Source organism: Massilia sp. Root133, from assembly GCF_001426525.1.
Taxonomy (GTDB): Bacteria; Pseudomonadota; Gammaproteobacteria; order Burkholderiales; family Burkholderiaceae_D; genus Telluria; species Telluria orientalis.
In genome coordinates this window covers 99,301-124,221 of record NZ_LMEW01000004.1, presented here as the reverse complement: position 1 = coordinate 124,221, position 24,921 = coordinate 99,301, and the positions used below count along the sequence as shown (strand labels likewise).

General features: G+C 70.7%; 19 protein-coding genes. 15 read left to right on the top strand and 4 right to left on the bottom strand.

Annotated features, from left to right (window positions below):
- Window positions 1–4: 4 nt before the first annotated feature.
- The gene (locus tag ASD28_RS30855) at window positions 5–757 is read left to right on the top strand and encodes a PEP-CTERM sorting domain-containing protein (protein ID WP_200948886.1); all 753 of its coding nucleotides are present in this window, start codon (window positions 5–7) and stop codon (window positions 755–757) included.
- On the opposite strand, the gene ASD28_RS05275 is transcribed toward ASD28_RS30855, so the two are convergent.
- The 4 genes from ASD28_RS05275 to ASD28_RS05260 are packed head-to-tail and all read right to left on the bottom strand — an operon-like array spanning window position 662 to window position 4,872.
- Window positions 662–1,918: a hypothetical protein gene (locus ASD28_RS05275; protein ID WP_056125054.1), complete on the bottom strand. Its 1,257-nt coding sequence runs from the start codon at window positions 1,916–1,918 to the stop codon at window positions 662–664. The genes ASD28_RS30855 and ASD28_RS05275 overlap by 96 nt on opposite strands.
- Complete coding sequence (locus ASD28_RS05270; protein ID WP_056125051.1) at window positions 1,918–2,133, bottom strand: DUF2249 domain-containing protein; 216 nt, start codon at window positions 2,131–2,133, stop codon at window positions 1,918–1,920. Before ASD28_RS05270 ends, ASD28_RS05275 begins: the two co-directional genes overlap by 1 nt.
- Complete coding sequence (locus ASD28_RS05265; protein WP_056125049.1) at window positions 2,130–2,534, bottom strand: Rrf2 family transcriptional regulator; 405 nt, start codon at window positions 2,532–2,534, stop codon at window positions 2,130–2,132. The genes ASD28_RS05270 and ASD28_RS05265 overlap by 4 nt, the downstream gene beginning before the upstream one ends.
- 22 nt (window positions 2,535–2,556) lie before the next feature.
- On the bottom strand, window positions 2,557–4,872 hold the full coding sequence (locus ASD28_RS05260) for a nitric-oxide reductase large subunit (protein WP_056125046.1): 2,316 nt from the start codon (window positions 4,870–4,872) through the stop codon (window positions 2,557–2,559).
- 241 nt (window positions 4,873–5,113) lie between these two features.
- Between ASD28_RS05260 and ASD28_RS05255 the strand changes: the two genes are divergently transcribed.
- The 14 genes from ASD28_RS05255 (at window position 5,114) to ASD28_RS05190 (ending at window position 24,894) form a co-directional block, all read left to right on the top strand.
- Entirely contained in the window at window positions 5,114–6,295 is a 1,182-nt protein-coding gene (locus tag ASD28_RS05255; protein WP_056125043.1) for an NnrS family protein, read from the top strand.
- A gap of 12 nt (window positions 6,296–6,307) precedes the next feature.
- Entirely contained in the window at window positions 6,308–7,693 is a 1,386-nt protein-coding gene (gene hemN, locus ASD28_RS05250) for an oxygen-independent coproporphyrinogen III oxidase (RefSeq protein ID WP_056125039.1), read from the top strand.
- Between the two features lie 135 nt (window positions 7,694–7,828).
- Window positions 7,829–10,384: an EAL domain-containing protein gene (locus ASD28_RS05245; RefSeq protein ID WP_056125037.1), complete on the top strand. Its 2,556-nt coding sequence runs from the start codon at window positions 7,829–7,831 to the stop codon at window positions 10,382–10,384.
- Window positions 10,381–11,205: an HDOD domain-containing protein gene (locus tag ASD28_RS05240; RefSeq protein WP_056125033.1), complete on the top strand. Its 825-nt coding sequence runs from the start codon at window positions 10,381–10,383 to the stop codon at window positions 11,203–11,205. The genes ASD28_RS05245 and ASD28_RS05240 overlap by 4 nt, the downstream gene beginning before the upstream one ends.
- A 46-nt stretch (window positions 11,206–11,251) precedes the next feature.
- A complete protein-coding gene (locus tag ASD28_RS05235; RefSeq protein WP_056125031.1) occupies window positions 11,252–12,601 on the top strand; it encodes an HD domain-containing phosphohydrolase in 1,350 nt (449 codons plus the stop codon).
- Window positions 12,579–13,088, top strand: a complete 510-nt coding sequence (locus ASD28_RS05230) for a response regulator (protein WP_082579105.1) — start codon at window positions 12,579–12,581, stop codon at window positions 13,086–13,088. Before ASD28_RS05235 ends, ASD28_RS05230 begins: the two co-directional genes overlap by 23 nt.
- Before the next feature lie 142 nt (window positions 13,089–13,230).
- Window positions 13,231–14,202, top strand: a complete 972-nt coding sequence (locus tag ASD28_RS05225) for an HDOD domain-containing protein (protein ID WP_056125023.1) — start codon at window positions 13,231–13,233, stop codon at window positions 14,200–14,202.
- 301 nt (window positions 14,203–14,503) lie between these two features.
- Window positions 14,504–15,013 (top strand): chemotaxis protein CheW, encoded by a 510-nt coding sequence (locus ASD28_RS05220; protein WP_162252919.1) that lies wholly within the window; start codon window positions 14,504–14,506, stop codon window positions 15,011–15,013.
- Window positions 15,000–16,298 carry a protein-glutamate O-methyltransferase CheR gene (locus tag ASD28_RS05215; protein ID WP_056125018.1) on the top strand — a complete coding sequence of 433 codons (1,299 nt, stop codon included), beginning with the start codon at window positions 15,000–15,002 and terminating at the stop codon, window positions 16,296–16,298. The genes ASD28_RS05220 and ASD28_RS05215 overlap by 14 nt, the downstream gene beginning before the upstream one ends.
- On the top strand, window positions 16,295–16,900 hold the full coding sequence (locus ASD28_RS05210; protein ID WP_056125016.1) for a chemotaxis protein CheW: 606 nt from the start codon (window positions 16,295–16,297) through the stop codon (window positions 16,898–16,900). The genes ASD28_RS05215 and ASD28_RS05210 overlap by 4 nt, the downstream gene beginning before the upstream one ends.
- Before the next feature lie 15 nt (window positions 16,901–16,915).
- Entirely contained in the window at window positions 16,916–18,550 is a 1,635-nt protein-coding gene (locus ASD28_RS05205) for a methyl-accepting chemotaxis protein (protein ID WP_056125013.1), read from the top strand.
- Between the two features lie 7 nt (window positions 18,551–18,557).
- A complete protein-coding gene (locus ASD28_RS05200) occupies window positions 18,558–20,708 on the top strand; it encodes a response regulator (protein ID WP_056125011.1) in 2,151 nt (716 codons plus the stop codon).
- Window positions 20,705–21,763: a chemotaxis protein CheB gene (locus ASD28_RS05195; protein WP_082579102.1), complete on the top strand. Its 1,059-nt coding sequence runs from the start codon at window positions 20,705–20,707 to the stop codon at window positions 21,761–21,763. The genes ASD28_RS05200 and ASD28_RS05195 overlap by 4 nt, the downstream gene beginning before the upstream one ends.
- A complete protein-coding gene (locus ASD28_RS05190; RefSeq protein WP_056125009.1) occupies window positions 21,760–24,894 on the top strand; it encodes an EAL domain-containing protein in 3,135 nt (1,044 codons plus the stop codon). Before ASD28_RS05195 ends, ASD28_RS05190 begins: the two co-directional genes overlap by 4 nt.
- The last annotated feature ends 27 nt before the right edge of the window (window positions 24,895–24,921 follow it).

Below are 24,921 nucleotides of genomic sequence, written 5' to 3'. Positions count from 1 at the left end.
TTCCATGCATGTTCGCTTCCTCATGGCCGCCGCGCTGCTCGCCGCGGCGTGCAACAGCCAGGCCGCCGTCGTCTACGGCAGCAACCTCGTCGTCAACGGCGATGCCGAAGCCGGCCTCGCCGGCTGGACCGGCTACGCGGGCTACAGCGCCTTCCAGTCCGTGGACTACGGCAGCAACTGGGTGCTGCCCACGCAACCGGGGCCGGCGGACCGCGGCAACAAGATGTTCGCCGGGTTCGGCCAGTATGCCGTCGGCTGGCAGACGCTGGACTTCGGCACCGCGACGTCCGGCACGATCGCCTATTCGCTGACCGGCTGGCTCGGCGGCTGGCAGGACCAGGGCGACAACGCGCTGTTCTATGTGCAGTTCCTCGACGAATTCGACAACGAAGTCGGGAACTCGGTGCTCGGCCCCGTCACGCCGCAGGACCGCAATGACCAGACCGGCCTGATGTACCGCGAGACCGATGGCTTCGTGCCGACGGGCACCCGCAAGCTGTCGTTCTGGCTGTCGATGGAGCGGCTCGTCTCGGGCGACAACGACGGCTATGCGGACAACCTGTCGTTCGTCCTGCAGGCGCCGCCGGCGGGCGAGGTGCCGGAACCCGGCATGGCGGCGGTGTTCGCGCTGGGCCTCGGCATGCTGGGCTGGGCGCGCAGGTCAAGGCGCGAGGCTGTGGCGGTGGCGCAGCACGGGCGCCGCGAGGTCGAGCCCCAGTCGCAGGCAGGCCACGGCGAGCAACAGGCCGGCGGCTGACGCCAGGGGTGGCAGCGCGCACGCGGCGAGCAGCATCGCGACGGCCGCGGCGTGCCAGCGGCATTGCGTGCGCAGGCGGCCGGGGGCGATGAGTTCCGCGAACTTCGGCGCCGGAACGTGCGGCGGCAGGCGGGCGCGCAGGTGGTGCCACACGAGGAACGGGACGATCCGGTACAGCATGCCGTTCACGGCGGACATCGCGCAGCCCGCGAGGAAACAGGCGCCGACGAGGACGTCCGCCGCGCCGCCCGGCCACGCGAACAGCCATGCGGCGCCCGCCAGCGCCGCCAGCGACAGCAGCCAGTACGGCGTGCCGGCCGCCGTGCGCGTGCGTTCGCGCCGCAGCAGCAGGGAAGCGGCGAGGCCGGCATAGGCCGTGACGAGCGCGGCGCCGGCCAGCGCGGGCACGGCGCGCCAGGGCGCGTCCAGCCAGCGGCCCGCGACCCATCCGGCCAATGCGAGCAGCACGAGCGGCACGAGCGCGCGCGCGGCGAGCGGCGGAAACGGGTCGGTCGCCTGGAACATCGGGATCACCTGGAACGACACGGCCATCACGAGCGGCACCACCCAGCCGGCCAGGCCCAGCGCCGCGTGGGTGTCGACCAGCGGCAGCACGGGGACGGCCGGGCCGCCCGCGAGCCAGCTTGCAAGGAGCAGGCCGGCCACGACGCACGCCAGCAGCGCCGCGACGGCCGCGCGCATGCCGCCGGCGATGTGGGCGGTGGCCGCCGCGGCGCGGGTTCGTTGCCATAGCGAGGGCAGCAGGCAAGCCAGCAGCGCGCCGAACGCCGCCAGCAGCACGGCGCCCGCCAGCGCGAACAGCAGCGCATGCCCGGACAGGAACGCGGCCGCGAGCAGCGCCGCGCCGGCACCCAGCAGCGGGCAGCTCCAGACGGCGAGGCGGTACGTCCCGCGCAGCGGCAGGCCGGCCACGGCGGGCACCATCTGCAGCAGCGAGCCGGCCATCGTCATCGTCAGGAAGCCCAGTGTGACGAGGTGAACGGCGGCGAGCGCCGGCGCGGACCAGCGCGACGCGAACACGGCCGCGCCATGCCACGCGACGACGCCGCCCGCCGCCACCCCGAACCACGGCGCCGCGAGCAGGAACGCGAGCGGCACGGCGGGCGGCGGGAGGCGGGTGGTGTCGACGGCGCGCCGCATCAGGCGTTCCGCGCGATGGTCACGAGGCAGCCGTCGTCCTGCCACTCGGATCGCCAGCGGTAGCCGGTACGCGCGAGGATGCCGTACAGCGGGTGCGGTTCGCGCGCCAGCAGCACGCGCAGCCGCGCGCCGTCGGCGAGGGAATCGAGCGCGTCGAGCACGCGCTCCATGGGTTCGGGTGCGGGCAGGGCCCGCAGGTCGAGAAGATCGTTCATGATGGTGCGATGAGGCTGGACAGCGCAATGCCGTCCAGCGACTCGAGAAAACAGGCCGTCGCGCGGCACAGCGCCCCTTTCAGCACGCACGCCGGCGCGAGCGGGCACGCGCGGGCGCGGCCGTCCAGGCAGGCGACGAGGTTGAAATCGGGCTCGGTGTGGCGCACGACGTCGCCCACGGTGATGTCCGCGGGCGCGCGGGCGAGCCGGATGCCGCCGCAGCGGCCCCGCACGGTCTCCACGAACCCGGCATGTCCCAGCTCGTTCACGATCTTCGTCAGGTGATGATGCGAGATCCCGTGCAGGGCGGCCACCTCGCCGGTGGTGGCGAGGCGACCGCGGTTGGCGCCCAGGTACATCAGGACGCGCAGGGCATAGTCGGTATGTTCGGTGAGACGCATGTCCGCTCCGGTGCCCGTGGGTTCAGGCCTTGGTGGAAACGCGGGCCTTGGCGGCGGGCCGGCCGGCGATCTCGATCGGCACTTCCACCGGGACCGTGGCCGGGCGGGCCGGACGGCGCATCACCCGCAGCACGAACAGCGCGAGGAACAGGGTGCCCAGCGCGAACACGATGTCGCCCGGCACGCGCAGCCACACCATGTTCTCCATGAACGGGGAGTGGATGACTTCCGGCGAGCGCGCGAACCACATGCCCTTCGAGATGCTGGCCCAGGCCTGGTAGATGCCGGCCGGGACGAGCGCCATGAACACCATCATCGCGAGGCCGATGTTCAGCAGCCAGAACATCGGCTTGAGGAGGGCGTCCGACCAGGCCAGGCGGTCCGTCAAGCCGCGCAGGCAGAACAGCATCAGGCCCACGCCCAGCATGCCGTACACGCCGAACAGGGCGGCGTGGCCGTGCGCGGCCGTCATGTTCAGGCCCTGCATGTAGTACAGCGCGATCGGGGTGTTGATCGAGAAGCCCAGCAGGCCTGCGCCCACCGTGTTCCAGAAGCCGACGGCGATGAAGCACAGGATCGCCCAGCGGTAGCTCGCCACCCACGGCGCGGCCTTCATGCGCTGGTAGTTGCGGTAGGCTTCGATGCCGATCATCGACAGCGGCACCACTTCGAGAGCCGAGAACATGGCGCCGATCGCGATCACGGCGGTCGGGGTGCCGGTGAAATACAGGTGGTGCAGGGTGCCGAGGATGCCGCCGAACAGGAACACGATGGTCTCCAGCACGATGGCGGCGTTGGCGCTGGCCGCGCGGATCAGGCCCAGGCGGGTGAACAGCAGGGCGATGACGGCCGTGGCGAACACTTCGAAGAAGCCTTCGACCCACAGGTGCACGAGCCACCATCTCCAGTACTCGACCATGGCGTAGTGCGTGTGCTGGCCCCAGGTCAGCGACGTGGCGTAGAAGCCGCCGATGCACACGGCCGCGAGGAACACCATGGCGATCAGGCCGCGGCTTTCCGACGGGCGGCGCAGCGCGGGCCACAGGCCGCGGCCGAGCAGGAAGGCCCAGAACAGCAGGCCGACGAACAGCAGGTATTGCCACACGCGGCCCATGCTGGTGAATTCCAGGCCCTGGTTGCCGAGCCAGAAGCTGAAGTCGACGCCGCGGTGCTGCAGCGTGCCGAGCCAGCCGCACGCGGTCGAACCGGCGACGATGAACAGCAGCGCGTAGAACAGCACGTTCACGCCCAGCGCCTGGAATTTCGGCTCATGGCCGGAGATGGCGGGCGCGATGTACAGGCCCGTCGCGAGCCACGCGGTGGCGATCCACAGCACGGCGAACTGGGTGTGGATCGTGCGGCTGATCGTGAACGGCAGGATGTCGCCGAGCGGGAAGCCGAAGAAGCTGTGGCCTTCGACGGAATAGTGCGCGGTGATCACGCCCATGCCCACCTGGGCGAGGATCAGCGCGACGACGACGGCGAAGTACTTGCGCGTGGCCTTCATCGACGGCGTGGCCTTCAGCTTGAACAGCGGGTCGTCCTTGGGCGGCTTCGGATCGGCTTCTTCCGGCTGCGCGGAGTGGAAGAACACCATGCCGGCGATGGCGCCGATCATGACGATGATGCTGGCGACCGACCAGATGCCGGCGCCGGCCGTCGGGGTGTTGCCGACGAGGGGCTCGTGCGGCCAGTTGCTCGTGTACGACAGCGCGGTTTCGCCCGGACGGTCGGTGGCGGCCGCCCAGGACGACCAGAAGAAGAAGCCGGTCAGCGCGGTGCGGTCGTCCGCGGCGGGCAGGGAGCCGGCGCTCATCGCGTACTGCTCGCGCAGCTTGTCGAGCTTAGTATCGGTGCCGAACAGGCCCGCGTAATGGCTGGCGACGGCCGCGATGGCGGCGGTGCGCTCGGCGCTCAAGGTCAGGGTGCCGGTGGCGGCGTCGTACGTGTTGCGGCGCAGGGCGTCCTTGACCAGGGCGTCGATGCCGCCCCGTGCGGCCGCATCCAGCTGCGCGTACGGCTTGCCGTGGCCGCGCTTCGCGAGTTCGTCCTGCAGGGCGACGGCTTCGCGGTGCAGCCAGTCGGCCGACCAGTCGGGGGCGACGTAGCTGCCGTGGCCCCATACGGTGCCCAGTTGCTGGCCGCCGGCGGCGAGCCAGGCCTGCTGGCCCCGGGTGATCTGGTCGCCCGTCCAGATGACGTGGCCTTGTTGGTCGAGGACTTGTCGGGGGATCGGCGGGGCCTTCAGGTAGATCTCCCGGCCCACGAACAAGAGCGTGCCGAAGGAGAGTACGCAGATGATCGCCAGCCAGGTCCAGAGTCTGCGTGTAGCGTGCATGGCTTGTGTTCCTTCACTGTGATTGATCGGTGGCGCAGCGGGGCGCCTGGACCGCATTGTGCGGCGAAACACCGCAATAGTTGCATCGCAAATGCAGCTTTATTTGAAATGCTTGACCCAGTTTAGGAAAGCGCGCGGGACACGCCCATCGGCACGGCGGACTAGTCACTTTGGCCGATTGTCCGGCGCCCCGGCGGCTCATAACATGTAGCCGGGATACCACTTTAAAAAGGAGGCCGCCATGGCCCTCATGACCATCGAAGAAGCCCGGCCGGCGCCCGGCCGCGGCGCGCCGTTGTTCGCCCTCGGCTTCCGTCCGTTCTACCTGCTGGCCGCCGCGTTCGGCGCCCTCGCCGTGCCGCTGTGGATCGCGGCGCAGGCGGGCGTGCGCCTGCCCGTGCGCATCGACATGCTGTGGCACATGCACGAGATGGTGTTCGGCTTCGCGCTGGCCGTCGTCGTCGGCTTCCTGTACACGGCCGGGTACGCCTGGACGAAGCTGTGGACCCCGCGCGGCAAGGTCCTTGCCGCCATCGCCGCCGTGTGGGTGGCGGGGCGGATCGCGATGGTGGCCGCGCCGCCCGTCGTCGGTGCCCTGGTGGACGCCGCGTTCCTGCCGATCGCCGCGTGGCCGCTGTTCCGCGTGCTGAAGCAGGCGGGGAACATGCGCAACATGTTCCTCGTCGGCCTGCTCGCGCTGCTCACCCTGGCGAACGTGTGCTACCACGCGGCCGCGCTGGGCTGGATCCACGCCGATCCCCTGGCGCCCGTGCACGCCGCGATCCTCCTGATCGTCGTGATCGAGATCGTGATCGGCGGCCGCGTGATCCCCATGTTCACGCGCAACGGCGCGCCGGGCAGCCAGCCCGTGCAGGATGCGCGCCGCGACAAATGGGCGCTGGTGCTGACCGTGCTGGCGGGCCTGGCGTGGATCGCCGGCCTGCCGGCGCCCGCGACGGCCAGCCTCGCGCTGTTCGCCGCCGTCGGCCAGGCCGTGCGCCTGCTCGGCTGGCAGCCGTGGCGCACGTGGCGCAACCCGCTGTTGTGGATCCTGCACATGTCGTACTTCTGGATCCCGTTCGGCTTCCTGCTGCTGGCGCTGGCGCAGTACGGCGTCGTCACGGGGAGCGCCGCGCTGCACGTGCTGACGGTCGGCGCGCTCGCCGGCCTGATCATGGGCATGATCACCCGCACGGCGCTGGGCCACACGGGCCGTCCCCTGAAGGCCGGCCGCGGCGAGACCGCGATGTTCGTGCTGGTGCAGGCGGCCGTCGTGCTGCGCTTCGCCGCCGGCGTCGTGCCGGCCTGGCGCGACATCGGCCTGGTGCTCGCCACCGCGTGCTGGAGCGCCGCCTTCCTCGCCTACCTGGCGGTCTATGTGCCTTACCTGACGGCCGCCCGCATCGACGGCCGCGAAGGCTGAACCGGAGTGACCATGCATCCCACCATCGAATTCGACGCCGACCTGATCGCGCGCATGACCCAGCGCGGTCCGCGCTACACGTCGTATCCCACCGCGGACCGATTTACCCCGGCGTTCGGCGCCGGCGAGTTTGCCGCCGCTGCGCGGCCGGGCAAGCCGCTGTCGCTGTACGTGCACATCCCGTTCTGCGAATCGCTGTGCTACTACTGCGCGTGCAACAAGATCATCACGCACGACCGCGGCAAGGCGGTGAAGTACCTGGGCTACCTGCTGCGCGAGATCGACATGCAGGCCGCGCTGTTCGCGGACGGCGCCGTCGTCGAGCAGCTGCATTTCGGCGGCGGCACGCCGACTTACCTCAGCGACGCCCAGATGGGCGACCTGCTGGGCCATTTGCGCAGCCGCTACACGTTCGCGTCCGACGACGCGGGCGAGTTCTCGATCGAGATCGACCCGCGCACCGTGGACGCCGCCCGCATCCGCACGTTGCGCAGGCAGGGCTTCAATCGTTTGTCGCTGGGCGTGCAGGACTTCGACGAGGACGTGCAGCGCGCCGTCAACCGCATCCAGCCGGAAGCGCTGACGCGCGACGCCATCGCCGCCGCGCGCGAGGCCGGCTTCCGCTCCATCAGCATCGACCTGATCTACGGCCTGCCGCTGCAGGACGTGACGACGATGGCGGCCACGCTCGACAAGGTCGTCGCCGCGGCGCCGGACCGCATCTCGGTCTACAACTATGCGCACATGCCGCAGCTGTTCAAGTCGCAGAAGCTGATCCGCGACGAGGACCTCCCGGACGGCGCGACGAAGCTGGCGATGCTGGGCCTGTGCATCGAGCGGCTCGGCGCCGCGGGTTACGTGTACATCGGCATGGACCATTTCGCAAGGCCGGACGACGAACTCGCGCGCGCGCAGCGCGACGGCACCCTGCACCGCAATTTCCAGGGCTATTCGACGCACGCGGACATCGACATGGTCGCCTGCGGCGTGTCAGCCATCAGCGCCGTGAACGGCACGTATGCGCAGAACGAGAAATCGCTCGAGCGGTATTACACGCGCATCGACCGCGGCGAGCTGCCCGTGGCGCGCGGGCTGGCGCTGTCGGGCGACGACCTGCTGCGGCGCGAGGTGATCCAGAAGCTGATGTGCGACTTCGCGCTCGACCTGCGCGACCTCGCGGCAAGCCGGGACGTCGACGTCGCCGCGCGCTTCGCGCCCGAGCTGGCGCGGCTGGCCGACCTGGCGCGCGACGGCCTGCTGGCCGTGACGCCGGACCGCATCGACGTCACGCCGAAGGGCCGCCTGCTGGTGCGGAACATCTGCATGGTGTTCGATGATTATTTCGGCAAGCCGGCCGCCGTGCCGTTGCAAAGGATGCAGTATTCGCGTACGGTGTAGCGTTGCCAGGGCGTCCAGACTGTATTCGCAGGGACACAGTTTCCGCAAATATGTGAACATTCCGTGCGGCAATGTTCTATATTCTCGACATAAGGCTTGATTCCTCTCAAGCCGATCGAGTTTTGTCAAACTGCCATGAATGCAGCCACCTCACATCATCCCGCGCCCAGGGCGGCGCCGACGCCGCCTTGCCCGGAGGGCTATGTCGCGCTCGAATGGCTCGAACATGCGCCCGGCTTCGCCGCCTTCCTCGTCGGTCCCGACCTCGTGTTCGCCCATGCGAACGACGCGTACAAACAGCTGGTGGGGCGGGCCGACCTGATCGGCCTGCCGATGGGCGACGCACTGCCGGAGGTCGCGGAGCAGGGCGTCGTGGCACTGTTGAAAGCGGCGCTGACCACCGGCGAACCGGTCGTGCACCGTGCCTGGCCGGTGCAGCTGCCCGGTCCCGGCGGCGCGCTGCAGCAGCGCTACGTCGACTTCGTGGCGCAACCCGTGCCGCACAGCGCGGCGCAGGGCGGCGCCGGCCTGCTGATCCTGGGCAGCGACGTGACGATGGAGACGGTGTCCCAGCGCGACCTGCAATTCAGCCTGACGCACGACATGCTCACGGGCTTGCCGAACCACGCGCTGTTCCGCGACCGCCTCGAACACGCGCTGCGCCGCGCCGCGCGGGCCCAGCGTCCGGTGCAGGTGGCGGCGCTGCAGCTCGACCTGTTCAAGCGGGTCCATGCGCTGGTCGGCCACGAGGGCGGCGAGCGCATGCTGGTCGAGATCGCGCGGCGCATCGGGCGCGCCGCCGGGCCGGACGTGACGGTCGCGCGCGACGGTGCCGACAAATTCCTGTTGCTGCTGGAAGGGACGCAGCAGCCGCAGGTGACGGCGCGCATCGACGCGATCGTTCGTACCGTCGCGGCGCCGTTCGAACACGCCGAACACAGTGTGTACGTGACCTGTTGCGTGGGCGGTGCCGTGTTCCCCCTGAGCGGAGGGACGGCGGAAGACTTGCTGCTGGCCGCCGACCGCGCCCTCGCGTGCGCGCAGGAAGCGGGCGCCGGCACCCAGCGCTGGGACGAGACGCTGCCCGGCGACGGTGGCCTCGACCGGCTGCGGCTCGGCTTCGCGCTGCGCGAGGCGCTCGCGGGCGACGGCCTGTCGCTGCGCTACCGGCCGCGGGTCGACCTCGTCAGCGGCACGATCTGCGCCGTGGAAACGTCGGTGTGCCTGGACCACGACGGCGCCGCGGTGCCGGCCGCCACCCTGCTCGGCGTGGCCGAGGAGTGCGGCCTGGGCGGCGCGCTGGCCGACTGGGTGCTGCGCCACGCGGCCGCGCACGCGGCACAGTGGCGCGCGCACGGCCACACGGCGCTGCGCGTGGCCGTCAACCTGTCGGCGCGCCAGTTCTCGATGTGCGACCTGGAGGGGACCATCCTGCCCGCGCTCGCGGCCGCGGGCGTCCCGCCGACCTGCCTCGACCTGGAACTGGCGGAGAACCTGCTGGCGGACGACATCGACCGGCTGGCCGACTGCCTGCACGCCTTGCGCGACAAGGGCATCCGGCTGTGCCTCGACGGCTTCGGTACCGGCTCGTCGAGCCTCGTCAACGTGCAGCGCCTGCCGATCGACGTCCTCAAGATCGACGGCTCCTTCATCGCGCGCGTGCCCGACGGGGACGGCGCGGCGGCGGTCGTGGATGCGATCGTCACGATGGGGCACAGCCTCGGCATGCGCGTCGTCGCCGACGGCGTCGAGCGCGAAGGGCAGTGCGACTTCCTGGCGCGTCATATGTGCGATGCGGTGCAGGGCGATTTCGTCTCCGCGCCGGTGCCGTTCGACGCGCTGACCGCGCTGCTGCAGACGGGCCCCGGCCTGGCGCCGCGCCTGCTGCGTTTCAACCGCACGCAGCCCACGCTGCTGCTCGTCGACGACGAGCCGAGCATCGTGTCGTCGTTGCGGCGCCTGCTGCGCGGCGACGGCTACCGCATCCTGACCGCGAACAGCGGCAGCGAAGGCCTGAAGCTGCTGGAAGAACATACCGTCGACCTGATCGTGTCCGACCAGCGCATGCCCGAGATGACCGGCGTCGAGTTCCTGCGCAAGGTGCGCCAGCTGTACCCGGACACGGTGCGTATCGTGCTGTCCGGCTACACCGAGCTGCAGACGGTGACGGACGCGGTGAACGGCGGCGCGATCTACAAATTCCTCACCAAGCCCTGGGACGACGAGCAGCTGCGCAGCCACATCCAGGAAGCGGTCGCGTACGGCGCGATGGCCAACGAAAACCGCCTGCTCACGCTGGAAGTGCGCACGGCGAACCAGAAGCTCGCGGCCGTGAACCGCCAGCTCGAATCGGTGCTGGCGCGCCAGCGGAGCGACATCGAACAGGGCGAGATCAGCCTCGACATCGTGCACGAGGCGCTCGACAACGTGCCCGTGCCGGTGCTGGCCAGCGACGATACCGGCACCGTCGTGCTGGCCAACCGCGCGGCCCACGGGCTGTTCGCGACGCAGGGCGCGGTGCTGGGATGCGAGCTGCGCCAGCTGTTCCCCGGCCTGCCGGAGTCGTTGCCGGCCGACGCAAGCTTCGCGTTCGCACACCGGCTCGGCGAGCAAAGTGTCCATGCGCGCATGCAGCCGATGGGCAACGGCTCCCAGTCGCGGGGCTGGCTGATCGTGATCGAGGCGGCATGACGACGACCGCCGTGGAACTCACCCAGGTGGTGCAGCGCCTGCGCGACCTGCCGGCGCTGCCGTCCATCGTGCTCGACCTGATCAGTTCGTTCGGGCGCGAGGACGTCGACGTGACGACGCTGGCGGAAAAGATGTCGCGCGACCAGGCGCTGGCCGCGAAGATCCTGCGCCTGGCGAATTCGTCGTTCTACGGCCTGCCCGCCAAGGTGAAAACGGTCAAGCAGGCGATCGTCGTGCTCGGGTTCGACAGCGCGCGGGCGCTGGCCGTGGCGAGCACCGTCATCGACCGTTTCGGCGGCGCCGGCCGGCCCAGGGTCGACGTCGCGCACTTCTGGCGCCATTCGATCGCGACCGCGCTGTGCGCCCGCAGCCTCGCGCGCCAGGCGGGTCTCGACCAGGATGCCGCCTTCATCGGCGGCCTGCTGCACGACATCGGCCGGCTCGTGCTGGCGATCAGCTTTCCCGAACAGTATGCCCGGGTGATCGCCGAGTACGACGACACGGGCCTGTCCGCGCTGGAGCTGCGCGTGCTCGGCGTGGACCACGAGCATGCCGGCCAACTGCTCGCCGAGGCGTGGAAGTTCCCGCCCGTGATCCAGCGCGCGATCGGCCGGCACCACGCGCCGGCCGCGGCCGACCTGGCCGACATCCCCGGCGTCGTGCACGTGGCGAACGGGTTGGTGCACGCGCTCGATCCGAACGGGCGCATGGCCGGCGTGGCGGCGGCCAACCTCGGCCTGTTGCCGGAACAAGTGCAGGCCGTGTGCCGCGAGACGGAAGGGCAGTTCGAGGAAGCGTGCCGCCTTTTGATGCAGGATTAGCCATGAACGACATTATCGAGAGGGCTGGCGCCATGGAGGCTCAGTCATGAACACGTTTTCCGCCACCGCGCGCTCGGACGCGCCCGCGGCCACGATCCTGTGCGTCGACGACGAGCCGAACATCCTCGCCGCGCTGCGCCGCCTGTTCCGCCGCGAACACTACAAGGTCCTCGTCGCGGGCAGCGCCGCGGCCGGGTGGGCCGTGCTGGAAGAAGAGCACGTCGACATCGTGATCTCCGACATGCAGATGCCGGAAGTGAACGGCACCGAATTCCTCGAACGCGTGCGCCAGCGCTGGCCGGACACGCTGCGCCTGCTGCTGACGGGCCACGCCGACCACGAGGCCACCGTCGGCGCGATCAACCGCGGCGAGGTCTATCGCTACATCACGAAGCCGTGGAACGAGGAGGCCATCCTGCTCGTCGTGCGCGACGCGCTGGAACGGCAAGGGCTCCAGCGCGAAAAGCTCCGGCTGGAAGAACTGACGCGCCAGCAGAACGAGCAGCTGCGCGACCTGAACGCGAACCTGGAGCAGCGCGTGCGCGAACGGACGGCGGAATTGTCCGCGGCCCAGAAATCGCTGCAGGCCTCGCACGAGCGCCTCAAGAACAACTTCCTCACGCTCATCAAGGTGTTCTCGAGCATGGTCGAGACGCGCGCCGGCGCCGTGCCCGGCCACGGCCGCAAGGTCGCCGACCTGGCGCGCCGCATCGCCTTGCGCATGGGCCTGACGGCCCGCGAGGCGCAGGACATCTTCGTGGCGGGCCTGCTGCACGAAATCGGCAAAACCGGCTTTCCCGACGGCCTGATCGGCATTCCGGAGTCCGTGCTGAAAGGTGACAACCTCGGGCTCTACCGCAAATACCCGCACCTGGGCGAACAGATCCTGATGCCGCTGGAGGAATTGCGCGAGGCGGCGCGCATCATCGGCGCCCACCGCGAGCGCTTCGACGGCGCCGGCTTTCCGGAAGGCATGGCCGGCTTCGACATCCCGCTCGGCGCGCGCATCCTGGCGGTCGCCCACGATTACGAGGCGTTGCAGCGGGGCCTGCTCGCGCAGCGCCGCGCGGATGCTGCGCAGGCGACGGAACTGGTCGCGGAAAGCCGCGGCAAGCGCTACGACCCGGCCGTCGTCGAAGCGTTCTACGATATCCGCACCGGGCGCAGCGTGGCCGAGGTGATCGCGGAAGTCGCGATGGGCACGGCCCAGCTCAAGCCGGGCATGGTGCTAAGCCGCGACCTGTTGTCGCCGGAAGGGGCGCTGCTGCTGTCGGCCGACCACGTCTTGTCCGACCGGATGCTGAAGCAGCTCGCCGAATACGAGCGCCGCTCGTCGATCGAATTACAACTTTTCGTGAAGTCAGGGTCACCCGATGCGTCGCATTCTCATTCTTGACGACGAACCGTCCGTGCTGAGCGCATTGCGGCGCACCCTGCGCGCGGCATTCCCGCCGGACGACGTCGTGATCGAAGCGTTCGATGAGCCCGAGGCGGCCGTGCTCCGTGGCGGCGAACAGGACTTCGACGTCGTCATCTCCGACTACCGCATGCCCGGCCTGAACGGTGCCGACGTGCTCCAGCTCATGAAAGGCCTGCAGCCGGAAGCGGTCCGCATCGTCGTCTCCGCGACGAAGGAAATCCTCGAGGTGGCCGATGCCGTGAACCGCGCCGAAGTGTTCCGCTACCTGGCCAAGCCGTGGCAGCAGGAAGAACTGGTCGCGACGGTACGCGAAGCGTTCGCCCGCCGCGACCGCCTCGCGCCGCCGCGTCCGGCGCCGGACGCGGCGGACGGGCATGACGACGCGTTGCGCCGCCTCGAGCGGGACGAGCCGGGCATCACCCGCGTCGACTGGGACGAGGACGGCAATATCCGCCTGTTCTGACGCGGCATCCTGTCCGGATCGGCGGGAAATGGCGTTCCAGCGCCGTAAAATCAGAGATTTTATGTGGATTGAGTTGCCATGAGGCAATTTATTTGACACAATCCCGCCCATAACGATATTTACATCGGCACGGGGGCATGTCATGGGTTGGATTTCTCGTTTGATGGGCGGTTCGGACGGCGGCGCCAGCCCGTCCGCGGCGGCGGCCAAGGCCGGCGAGCAGAAACTGGAGCAGGCGCGCGAAGCCGAACGCATCGGCCACGACATCGATGCGGCGTATTACCGCTGGCTGACGGGCTCGGCCCGTTTCGATGCGGCGCCGGACGTGGAACAAGGCATCCTCGACGAGGTCCGGGCGCTCGCGGCCCGGCCCGGCGATGCGGCCGGGCTCGTGCCGCGCGTTCCCGAAGTGATCCCCCAGCTGCTGGGCAGGCTGGGCGCGGAAGACGTCTCGACCACCGACCTGTCGCGCCTCGTCATGCAGGATCCCGTGCTCGTGGCGGAAGTGATCCGCGAGGCCAACAGCGCGTTCTACCGCCCCATGACGAAGGTCGATACCGTCGAGGCCGCCATTAAGCTGCTGGGGCAGAACGGCCTGCGCATGGTGCTGGCGCGCGTCGCGTTCCGGCCCGTCATCAACATGGAGTCGGACGGCTTCGCGCGCCGCGTCGCGCCGCGCGTGTGGGACCAGTCGGAGCGGTGCGCGCTGGCCGCGAGCCTCATCGCGCCGGGCATCCCCGCCGGCGGCTTCGAAGCGTACCTGGCCGGCCTGATGCAGAACGTGGGCCTGATCGTCGCGTTCCGCCTGTGCCCGGACCGCGCCGTCCCCGGTTCCACCGGGTTCAGCAGCCAATTGCTGGCGCTGGGACGTCAGCTGTCGGCCGGCATCGCGCGCCACTGGGAATTTCCGGCGGAGGTGACCCTGGCCATCGAACAGGCGGGCGCGCCGGACGCGTCCAACCTCGCGCGGGCGCTCGCGCAGGGCGACCGCATCGCCAAACTGCGCCTGCTGATCGACGCCGGCACCGTGCCCGAGGACGATGCCCTCGTCACGGATGGACTCGACAGCTTCCAGCGCCGTTGCCTCGGCAAGCTGGCCCACCTCGAGACCTAATTGCATTACCCACACTCGTTGTGAGGAATGTCAATTTTTAGCAACAATATAACGATAACCGCTGTCGTTTAATTTGCGACAGAATTATCGAATTTGCGGTATTTTAAGATGCGCGTGGGCGATTTATTGCTAGAAATTTCATGAAATCCCTAGGTTTGGCCATTCTTGCTGCATGCCGAGCCTGTACATACGTCCATGCCACGCGCGATGGGACTGACACGCCGGCCGCAAGGTCCGCTAGGATCAGGCTCATGCGAAGAATGCCAGCGGTCGCCTGGTATCGCATCGACAGGAGATGAGCATGAATCCCTCCGCTTTTGCGCCCGAAGCGGCGTTGCCGGCCCGGCAACCGGCAGCACTGCAGGTTCTTGAATTCGATTGCCGGGGGCGACGCTTTGCCGTGCCGCTGGCGTCCGTGCGGCGGGCCGTGCTCAGTGCGCGGCCGGTGCCGCTGCCGGGGGCGTCCGACATCGTGCTCGGCGTGCTCGACGTGGGCGGCGAGACCGTCACCGTCGTCGATTTCGCCCTGCGCGCCACCGGCCGCCCGACAGTCATCACGCCTTCCCAGCAATTCCTCATCGTCGAGATGGACGGGGTCCTGTGCGCGCTCGTGGTCGACGCGGTCGTCGGCCCCGGCACCGCGGTGCCGGACAGCGGCTGGCCGGACGCCGCGGGCGCCGCCGATTACGTCGACGGCGTGGTGCGCCTGCCGGACGGCCTGTGCCTCGTGATCGATCCGGCCCGGTTCCTGTTCGAGCACGAACGGGTGCAGCTGACGCAGGCGTTGGGAGCGGTGGGTGAGCGCCATTGACGACATCGTCGTCGCCGACGTGTTCGACCTGGCGGCGCAGCGGGTCGAGGCCGCGACTGGCCTGACGTTCGCGGGCCTGCGCCGCCGCCAGTTCGACGCCGCACTGGAGCGGATGGCCGGCGCGCTGGGACTGCCGGGCGCCGCGGCGTGCGCGTCGTGGCTGCTGGCCGGGCCGTGGGACGATGCCCTCAGCGCCCTGTGCGCCCGCTTCCTCACCGTCGGCGAAACGTATTTCCTGCGCGAGCCGCGCGCCTTCGACCTCGTGTGCGACCAGGCGCGCGCGCTGCTGGCCCGGGGGACGGTGCGCCCGCTGCGCATCTGGAGCGCCGGCTGCTGCACGGGCGAGGAACCGTATTCGATCGCGCTGGCGCTGCGCCGCGACGTCCCGCAACTGCCGCCCGAACGCGTCGACATCCTCGCCACCGACCTGAACGACGCCTTCCTCGACGTCGCGCGTGCGGGCGTCTACCGGCGCTGGTCGTTCCGCCGCACCGACCCGGCCGAACTGGCCCCATTCATCCAGTCGCTCGGCGACGGCCGCTTCGAAGTCGACGCCACGCTGCGCGCCCAGGTCCGCTTCGCGCAGCTCAACCTGGCCAGCGGCACGTATCCGTCCGCCATGGACGTCATCGTCTGCCGCAACGTCCTGATGTACTTCGGGCCCGACCAGGCCGCGCGCGTCGTCGCGCGGCTGCGCGCCGCCCTCGTCGACGGCGGCTGGCTCGTCGTGAATGCGAGCGAGGCCTCGACCCGGCTGTTCCAGGGCTTTACCCCCGTGTACCTGGAGGATGCCGTGTTCTTCCGCAAGGACGCGCTGCCCGCGCCGGCGCCGGTGCCGGTGGAGTCCGCGCCGGCCGCGGCCCGGCCGGCGCCGGCGCCGCGTCCCGAACCGTTGCCGGCCGCGGCGCCGACCGCGCCGGTGGCGCCGGACGATGCGGCGATGGCGCGCGTGCACGCGCTCGCGCAGGCGGGTGGGCGCGAGGAGGCGCTGCAATGCCTGCGCCGCGCCGTCGAGGCCGAGGCGCTGTCGGCCCCGTTGCAGCAGCGTGCCGCGCTGTTTGCGCTGGAGCAGGGCGACCCGGCCCTCGCACGCCATTGCGTGCGGCGTCTCCTGTACCTCGAACCGGACAGCGCGTTCGGCCACTACCTGTGGGCGCTGATCGAAGACGCCGCGGGCCGGCGGCCGCGCGCGCGCAGCCTGCTGCGCGACTGCCGCAGGCTGGCGGGCGCCGCCGACGCCGAACTGGGCGGCGCGGCGGCGGCGTGGCTGGAGCGGATGTCATGACGGCCGCCTTCGACTGGGAAGCCCTGTCGCGCCGGCTCGAAGCGGCGGCCGCGGGCCTGGACGCGCTGGACCGCATCGACCCCGGCGCCCGCGAGCGCCTGCTTGCCGCGCGTGCCGCCGCGCTGGCCGTGGCGGGCGCCGCGCCGGAAGCCGTCGCGCCCGCGGGCATCGAGGTGCTGGCCTTCCGCTGCGGGGGCGAGCGCTATGCGTTCGACACGGCCTGGGTCGCGCGCGTGCTGCCGGCGCTGCCGCTTACCGCCTTGCCCGGCGTGCCCGACGTCATTGCCGGCATCACGATGTGGGAAGGCGAGGTGCTGGCCGTCGTCGACCTGCGCGTGCTGCTCGCGCTGCCGCTGACCGAACTGGCCGACCCCGGCGCGCTGATCATCCTGCGCGGCGAGGAGAGCCGGTTCGCCGTGCTGGCCGAGGCGATCGACGGCACCCGGTGCTTTCCGCACGACTGCCTTGGGCACGACCTGCCGATGCTGGCCGACCCGGACGCCAGCTACCTGCTCGGCGTCGCCCCCGACCGCACCGCGCTGCTGGACGCGCGGCGCCTGCTTGCCGATTCCACGCTCATCGTGAATACGGACCACCAATAACAAGAGGAGATTCCCATGCGCGCCCTGGCCGACTTTTCCACCCGCGCGAAACTGATGGTCGGTTTCGGATTGATCGTCGTGGCGATGGCGCTGTCCAGCTTCTCGTCGTGGAACGGACTCGCGCGCCAGCGGGCGTTGCAGCAACGTCTGTACAACGACGACCTGGCGATCACGATGAAGGTGCTGGAGCTGCGCAGCGCCATCAACCGCGAACGCGTGGCGCTGCTGTCGACGCTGGTGGCGGGCAGCACCGTGCAGGCGGGGTTCGGCCGCCAGCTCGAAGCCGAGGAAGGTGCGATCCGGGCTCTGCTCGGCGAGCTCGCCGCGCACAAGGACGCCGACCAGGCGTTTGCCGCGGACTACGCGCGTCTCGTCAACGCCTACCAGGAATACGGCGTCGTGCGCGACAACGACGTGCTGCCGCAGGTGCGGTCCGGACAGCGCGCGGCGGCAGGCGAAGCGGCGACCGGACGCTTGCAGAACACGTTCGACCGGCTCAGGACGGTCGCCGACGAGATCGCGGCGAAGCAGATGCAGGAAGCCCGCGCCCGGATGCGCGACGGCGAGGCGCTGGTGGAAACCGCGGGCGCGACGCTGATCATCCTGAACCTGGGGGTCGTCCTGCTGGCGTTCGCGAAGACGGTGTGGCTCAACCGCGCCATCGCCGTCCCGCTGCGCGAAGCGACCACCGTGGCCGCGCGCATCGCGGCGGGCGACCTGCGCGCCGACGTCCCGGCCGGCACGAGCCGCGACGAGGTCGGGCAGATGCTGCGCGCACTGGGCGACATGGTGCAGTCCTGGCGCACCGTCGCGGCCGAGACGACGCGCGGCGTCGCCACGTTGACGGGGGCCGCCGGAGAAATCCTGTCCAGCACCGCGCAGGCGGCGGCCAGCACGGCCGAGACGGCGGCCGCCGTCAGCCAGACCACTGCCACCGTCGAGGAGGTCAAGCAGACGTCGCTGCTGGCGTCCGAGAAGTCGCGCGCCGTGTCGGACGCGGCGCAGCAGGCTGCCCGCACGGCCGCGGAGGGCCGGCGCGCACTGGAAGACAGCATGAAGGGCATGGAGTCGATCCAGGAAAAGATGGAAGCCATCGCGTCCACCGTCGTCCGCCTGTCCGAGCGCAGCCACGCGATCGGCGAGATCACGGCGACCGTCGCGGGCCTCGCCGAGCAGTCGAACCTGCTGGCCGTGAACGCGGCCATCGAGGCCGCCAAGGCCGGCGAGCATGGCCGCGGCTTCGCCGTGGTGGCGCAGGAAGTCAAGAGCCTGGCCGAGCAGTCGCGCCAGGCCACGCGCCAGGTGCGCGAGATCCTCGGCGAGATCCAGAAGAGCGTGGGCGCGGCCGTGATGATCACGGAGCAGGGCGCCAGGACGGTGGCGCAGGGTGTCGAGCGGGCCGCGCAGGCCGGCGAGGCCATCCGCGGGCTGACGGACAACATGACGGAGGCGGCGCAGGCGGCGGTGCAGATCGCCGTCTCGAGCCAGCAGCAGCTGGCCGGCATGGACCAGGTGGTGCTGGCGATGGAGAACATCCAGCAGGCCAGCACGGAAAACGCCGCGGGCACGCGCCAGGCGGAGGCGTCCGCGCGCAATCTGCACGCGCTGGGGCAGTCGCTGCGCCAGACCGTGACCCGCTTCCAGTTCTGATCGCGCGATGACCGACGAAGCATTCCGGGAGCGGCTGCGCGCCATCTTCGGCGAAGAGGCGCGCGAGCACCTGGCCCAGATCGACGTGGGCCTGGTGGCGCTCGAACAGGCGGGCGGGGGCCAGCGCGACGCCCTGTTCGAACGCCTGCTGAAGGTGCTGCATACCCTCAAGGGCGCCGCGCGCACCGTCGACGAGATCGAGCTGGAGCGCCTGTGCCATGCGCTGGAAAGCATGCTGGGCGCGGCGCGCGCGGCGGGTTTGTCCGCGACGGCCGAACAGTTCGACCTGCTGCACAGGGCCGCCGCCGCCGCGCGCCAGGTCGTCGACGCGCCCGCCCTGCGCAGCCGCAAGGTGGCGGGCCTGCTGGCGGGGCAGCTCGAGACCGCCGCGGCCGAGCTGCCGGCGCAGGTGGCCGAGGCGCCGCTTCCCGACGAGGCGCCCGCGCCGGAAGGCCAAAATGAGCCGGACGCGCCGCCGGACGAGACGGAGCCGAACCGGACGGACGAGCGCATCCGGGTCGACGGCCGCTGCATCGATTCGATCCGCGCCCACGCGGAAGGCCTGCTGCCCGTCGAACTGAAGCTGCGCCACCACGTCGACGAATTGCGCGCTCTCGCGGCCGGGATCGCGACGCGGCGGCGCGAAGGCGTCGCCTCCTTCGACGACGAAGCGGCGCGCCTCGAGCTCGCGTGCGCCCAACTGGCCACGGGGCTGGAAAACACGGGCAAGGAATTGCATGGCGTGCGCGCGCGCCTGTTCGAGGCCGTGCTGGAAACGGCGCTGGTGCCGGCCGCCGCCGCGTTCGGCGAGCTGCCCGCGCTCGTGCGCAACCTGGCGCGGGGCCGCGGCAAGCAGGTGCGGCTGGAGACGCTGGGCGCCGACGTGGACCTCGACCGGCGCGTGCTGGGCGTCGTGCGCGAAGCGCTGATCCACCTCGTCACCAATGCCGTCGACCACGGCATCGAGACGCCCGACGAGCGCGCGCGCGCGGGCAAGGATCCGGCCGGGCGCATCGAGATCGCGGTGTCGCAGCGCGACGCGCGCATGGTGTGCGTGCGCGTGCGCGACGACGGCGCCGGCATCGACGCGGACGCGGTCGCGCGCCGTGCCGGCGTGGACGCGGCGGAACTCGCGCAGATGAGCGAACAGCAGCGCCTGCAGCTCGCCCTGAGGGCCGGCGTGTCGACCCGCACCGAGGTCACGTCCGTGTCGGGCCGCGGCGTGGGCCTGGCCATCGTGGCGGACAAGGTGGCGGCCAGCGGCGGCCAGCTGGTCGTGGGCACCGTGCCGGGCGCCGGCGCGTCGTTCGAACTGCTGCTGCCGGTGGGCGTGGCGAGCCTGCGCGCGCTGGTCGTGGAAGTCGACGGCCACCGCTACGCGCTGCCGCTGGCCGGCCTGGAGGCCGTGCGCAGCGCGGCGCAGGCGGCCGTGCGCACCGTCGAGGGCCGCGAGACCGTGCTGGTGGGCGGGCGCGTGCTGCCGCTCGTGCGCCTCGCCGCACTGTTCGGCACGGCGCGGCCCGGCACCGACGGCGACCAGGGCGTCGTGATCACCGCGCAGGCGGGCGGCCAGGCGTTCGGCGTGCTGGTCGACGCCATCGTCGCCGAGCAGGACCTGCTGCCCAAGCCCCTGGGGCCGCTGCTGCGGCGCGTGCGCTGGTTCAGCGGTGCGGCGCAGCTGGGCGACGGCACGCTTGCGCCCGTGATCGCGCTCGAGGACGTCGCCGGGCGCGGGCTCGCAGGGGCCGCCGCGGCGGCCGCGCCGGCGCCGGCGGCGGGACCGCGCAAGGTGCTCGTCGTCGAGGATTCCGTCACGTCGCGCCTGCTGCTCAAGCACATCCTCGAAGGCGCCGGCTATGCGGTGGACACGGCCGTCGACGGCCTCGACGCGCAGTCGCGCCTGCGCACCGGGCGCTACGACGTGGTCGTGAGCGACGTCGAGATGCCGAACATGGACGGCCTGGCGCTCACCGCCAGCATCCGGGCGACGCCGGCCACCGCCGAGCTGCCCGTGATCCTGGTGACGTCGCTGCAGACACCCGAGCAGCGCGAGGCCGGCCTGCGCGCGGGCGCGGACGCGTATTTCACGAAGGGCAGTTTCGATCAGGACCGCCTGCTGGCGACGGTGCGCCGGGTGGCGGGGATGGAGGCATCATGATCCGGGTACTGGTGGTGGACGACTCGAATTCGGTGCGGGCGCTGCTGATGCACATCCTCGGCACGGCCCCGGGCCTCGCGGTGGTCGGGTGCGCGGCGGACGGCGAGGAAGCCGTGAAGCTCGCGCGCGAGCTGCAGCCGGACGTGATCACGATGGACCTGCACATGCCGCGCATGGACGGCTTCGAAGCCATCCGCCGCATCATGCGCGAATGCCCCACGCGCATCGTCGTCGTCAGCGGCAGCGACGACCGGGCCGAGGTCGACGCCAGCTTCCGCGCGATCGAGGCGGGTGCGCTGGTGCTGGTGCGGCGGCCGCTCGGCATCGGCAACCCGGCGCATGCGGACAGCGCGCGCGACCTCGTGCGCACGGTGAAGGCGATGGCCGAGGTGCGCGTCGTGCGGCGCTGGAGCGATGCGCGGCGCGCGGCGCGTCCGCTGCAGGGAGCGCCGCGGCGGCTCGTGGCCGTCGGCGCGTCGACGGGCGGACCGACGGTGCTGCGCGACATCCTGGCCGAACTGCCGGCCGACTATCCGCTGCCGGTCGTGATCGTGCAGCATCTCGCGCCCGGCTTCATGGACGGCCTGGCGACGTGGCTGGGCGAGGCCAGCGGCTACCCGGTGGAGGTGCTGAAGGATGGCGCGCCGCTGGTGGGCGGGCGCGCCTGCCTCGTCCCGGAAGGCTGGCAGGCGACGCTGGGCCCGGGGCTCGTCGGCCGGCTCGTGCTGGCGCCGCCGGAACACGGCATGTGCCCGTCCGTGTCGCACCTGTTCCGCGCCATCGATCCCGAACTGCGTCCGGCCACCGCGGCCGTCCTCCTGACCGGCATGGGCAAGGACGGCGCGGCCGAATTGAAGCTGTTGCGCGAGCACGGCGCCCTGACGATCGCGCAGGACCGCGCGAGCGCCGTCGTCTACGGCATGCCCGGCGAGGCGTTGCGGCTGGACGCCGCGATGCTGGTGCTGGAGCCCGCGGAAATCGGCAAGGTGCTGGCACGCCTGCCGGCCGAGCCGTTTCCGTCCTCCGTTTTTCCAACCCTTGGGGACCTTCCATGAGCACCTCTCCCGACAATGTCGTCGAACGCGGGACGGATACCGCGAACGACATCGAGATCCTGGTGGTGGAGGACAGCGCCACCCAGGCCCGCCAGCTGGCGCAGCTGCTCGAAACCGTGGGCTACCGCGTGCGCATCGCGTCCGACGGCCGCGCGGGCCTGGAGGCGGCCCGACAGCGGCCGCCGACGCTCATCGTCACCGACATCAACATGCCGCGCATGGACGGCTTCGAGATGTGCAAGGCGATCAAGCAGGACCCGCACGTGCGCGACGTGCCGGTGATCCTGCTCACGTCCCTCTCCAGCCTGTACGACGTGATCAAGGGCCTGGACTGCGGCGCCGACAACTTCATCCGCAAGCCGTTCGAGGCGGACTACCTGCTGGGCCGCATCCGCTTCATCCTGGCCAACCGCGCGCTGCGCTCCAACGAGCGGGTGCAGCTGGGGATGAAGATCAACCTGGGCGGCCAGACCCATTTCATCACGGCGGAACGCCAGCAGATCTTCGACCTCCTGATTTCGACGTACGAGGAAGCGATCCACATGACGGAGCAGCTGCGCGCCCAGCAGGAGCGCATCGCCCATTCGTACCAGTCGCTGGAAGGGCTGTACCGGGTCGCGGAGGCGATCAATCCGGTGCTGTCGGAGCAGGACGTGGCCGAGCGCGCGCTCGACCGCGTGCTGGACCTGCCGGGCGTCACCGGCGCGACGATCCGGCTGCACGACCACGACGGCCGGCCCACGTTCGCCGTCGCGCGCGACGGCACCGGCGCGGTCATGGCGCCGTGCACCTGCGCCATGCCGGCGGGGCCGCAGCCGGCGGCCGTGATGCGGTCGACGTGCCGCGGCTTTCCCAGCCTGCGCGTCCCGCTGTCGACCGGCACGCGCAGCCGCGGCATGATGTGCCTGACCGTCGGCGACGGCCCGCTGGCCGAGGACGACCGCCAGGTACTGGAGACGGTCGGCAGCCAGATCGCCGTCGCCGTCGAGCGCGCGCACCTGTACGGCAACATGGAGCGCCTGGTCGACGAGCGCACGGCGGCGCTGGAATCGGAGCGTGCGCTGCTGGCGGCCGTCGTGAACCTGTCCGGAGCGCTGGTCTGCGTGGTGGACGGCGACGGCAGCATCCGGCTGTTCAATCCGGCCTGCGAGCAGACGTCGGGCTGGCGCGCGGAAGAGGTGCTGGGACGGCCGTTCCGCGACCTGTTCCGCCGCGCCGACAACGCGCCCGTGGAATTCAATGCGTCGCCCGCCGGGACAGTGCCCGTGCAGCAGACCGGCGAATGGGTCGCGCGCGACGGGTCCGTCCGCTCCGTGATCTGGTCGTCGACCATGCTGCCCCGCGCCGACGGCAGCGTGCAGTACGTCGTCACGGCGGGCATGGACGTGACGGAGCTGCGCCGCGCCGAAGAGAGCCTGCGCTATCTCTCCAACTTCGACCGCGAGACGGGCCTGCCGAACGACGTGCTGCTGCGCGACCGCGTGCGCCAGATGCAGGCCCGCGTCATCGACGGCAAGCCGCTGCTCGGCTACATGCTGCTGCGCCTGACGCGCTTGCAGGTGATCCGCGCCAGCGTGGGCGTGGAAGCCGAACAGGCGCTGCTGCGCCAGGCCGCGACCCGTCTCGGCGAGCTCCAGGACGCCGACCTCACGGTCGCGCGCACGGGCGAGCGCACGTTCACGCTCGCCGCCCTGCGCGCGAACGAGGCGGAGATGGCCGCGCTGGCGCGCCTGGTGCTGGAGCGCATGGACCAGGCGTTCGTCCACGACGGCGAGGACGTGCACCTGGACCCGTGCATCGGCATCGCCCTGTTTCCGAACGACGCCGACGACTACGACGGCCTCACCCAGGACGCCGAGGCGGCGCTGCAGCGCGCCCTGGCGAGCAAGGACGAGCGCTACGCGTTCTACCGGCCGGAACTCAACGACGGGGTGTACGAGCGCTACCGCTTCGAAAACGCGCTGCGGCGCGCGCTCGAACGCGACGAGCTGATCGTGTACTACCAGCCGCAGGCGAGTCTCGCCACGGGGCAGCTCATCGGCTTCGAGGCGCTGCTGCGCTGGCAGCATCCGGAACTGGGCCTGATCCCGCCGGGCCGCTTCATCGGCCTGGCGGAGGAGACGGGCATGGTCCTGCCCATCGGCGAGCGGGTGCTGCGGCTGGCCTGCGAACAGTCGATGGCCTGGCAGCGCGAGGGCCTGCGCGCCGTGCCGGTCTCGGTGAACCTGTCGGCGCGCCAGTTCTCGGAACGGATCGTCGACACGGTCGCGAAGACCCTCGCCGACACGGGGCTGGAACCGAAGCTGCTGGAACTGGAGTTGACGGAAAGCGCGTCGATGGAAGACCCGCAGAAGACCGTCGACATCCTGTGCAAGCTGAAGGAGATGGGCGTGCGCCTGGCCATCGACGATTTCGGCACGGGCTACTCGAACCTGAACTACCTGAAGCGCTTCCCCGTCGACCGCCTGAAGCTCGACCAGTCGTTCGTGCGCGACCTGACGTCCGACCCGGACGACCTGGCGATCGCGCGTGCCGTGATCGCGATGGGACACGGCCTGCGGCTGGACGTGATCGCGGAAGGCGTCGAGACGGAAGGGCAGCTGGCGCTGCTGGCGCAGCACGGCTGCGACGAGGTGCAGGGCTACCTGTTCGGCCGGCCCGCGGCGCCCGAGGATTGCGGCCGCATGCTGCGCGAGGAAAAGTCGCTCGCCCTGGACAAGCTGCAGCCGCAGCCCTACCACCGCACCCTGCTGTACGTGGACGACGAAGTGAACCTGCTGGCGGCGATCCGGCGCGCGATGCGCCAGAGCGGCTACCGCGTGCTCGTCGCGAGCAATGCGCGCGAGGCGTTCGAGATCCTCGCGACGAACGAGGTGGGCGTCATCGTGTGCGACCAGCGCATGCGCGGGATGAGCGGCACCGAATTCCTCGCGCGCGTGAAGCAGATGTATCCGCTCGCCGTGCGCATGGTGCTGTCGGGGTACACGGACCTGCAGTCGGTCACGGAGGCCGTCAACCGGGGCGCGATCTTCAAGTTCCTGACGAAACCATGGATCGACACGGAACTGGACGAGGCGGTGCGCGAGGCGTTCGCCGAATTCGAGTCGAAACGGCTGCACGGGAACCCGTGAAGGAGGCTCTGCTATCGCGCTTTTGGA

Coding starts and splice junctions, on each gene's coding strand:
- ASD28_RS05230 (WP_082579105.1), top strand. CDS start 12,579: ATGCGTCGCATTCTCATTCTTGACGACGAACCGTCCGTGCTGAGCGCA.
- hemN (WP_056125039.1), top strand. CDS start 6,308: ATGCATCCCACCATCGAATTCGACGCCGACCTGATCGCGCGCATGACC.
- ASD28_RS05260 (WP_056125046.1), bottom strand. CDS start 4,872: ATGCACGCTACACGCAGACTCTGGACCTGGCTGGCGATCATCTGCGTA.
- ASD28_RS05210 (WP_056125016.1), top strand. CDS start 16,295: ATGACGGCCGCCTTCGACTGGGAAGCCCTGTCGCGCCGGCTCGAAGCG.
- ASD28_RS05265 (WP_056125049.1), bottom strand. CDS start 2,534: ATGCGTCTCACCGAACATACCGACTATGCCCTGCGCGTCCTGATGTAC.
- ASD28_RS05235 (WP_056125031.1), top strand. CDS start 11,252: ATGAACACGTTTTCCGCCACCGCGCGCTCGGACGCGCCCGCGGCCACG.
- ASD28_RS05195 (WP_082579102.1), top strand. CDS start 20,705: ATGATCCGGGTACTGGTGGTGGACGACTCGAATTCGGTGCGGGCGCTG.
- ASD28_RS05245 (WP_056125037.1), top strand. CDS start 7,829: ATGAATGCAGCCACCTCACATCATCCCGCGCCCAGGGCGGCGCCGACG.
- ASD28_RS05205 (WP_056125013.1), top strand. CDS start 16,916: ATGCGCGCCCTGGCCGACTTTTCCACCCGCGCGAAACTGATGGTCGGT.
- ASD28_RS05240 (WP_056125033.1), top strand. CDS start 10,381: ATGACGACGACCGCCGTGGAACTCACCCAGGTGGTGCAGCGCCTGCGC.
- ASD28_RS05200 (WP_056125011.1), top strand. CDS start 18,558: ATGACCGACGAAGCATTCCGGGAGCGGCTGCGCGCCATCTTCGGCGAA.
- ASD28_RS05220 (WP_162252919.1), top strand. CDS start 14,504: ATGAATCCCTCCGCTTTTGCGCCCGAAGCGGCGTTGCCGGCCCGGCAA.
- ASD28_RS05225 (WP_056125023.1), top strand. CDS start 13,231: ATGGGTTGGATTTCTCGTTTGATGGGCGGTTCGGACGGCGGCGCCAGC.
- ASD28_RS05275 (WP_056125054.1), bottom strand. CDS start 1,918: ATGCGGCGCGCCGTCGACACCACCCGCCTCCCGCCGCCCGCCGTGCCG.
- ASD28_RS05255 (WP_056125043.1), top strand. CDS start 5,114: ATGGCCCTCATGACCATCGAAGAAGCCCGGCCGGCGCCCGGCCGCGGC.
- ASD28_RS30855 (WP_200948886.1), top strand. CDS start 5: ATGCATGTTCGCTTCCTCATGGCCGCCGCGCTGCTCGCCGCGGCGTGC.
- ASD28_RS05270 (WP_056125051.1), bottom strand. CDS start 2,133: ATGAACGATCTTCTCGACCTGCGGGCCCTGCCCGCACCCGAACCCATG.
- ASD28_RS05190 (WP_056125009.1), top strand. CDS start 21,760: ATGAGCACCTCTCCCGACAATGTCGTCGAACGCGGGACGGATACCGCG.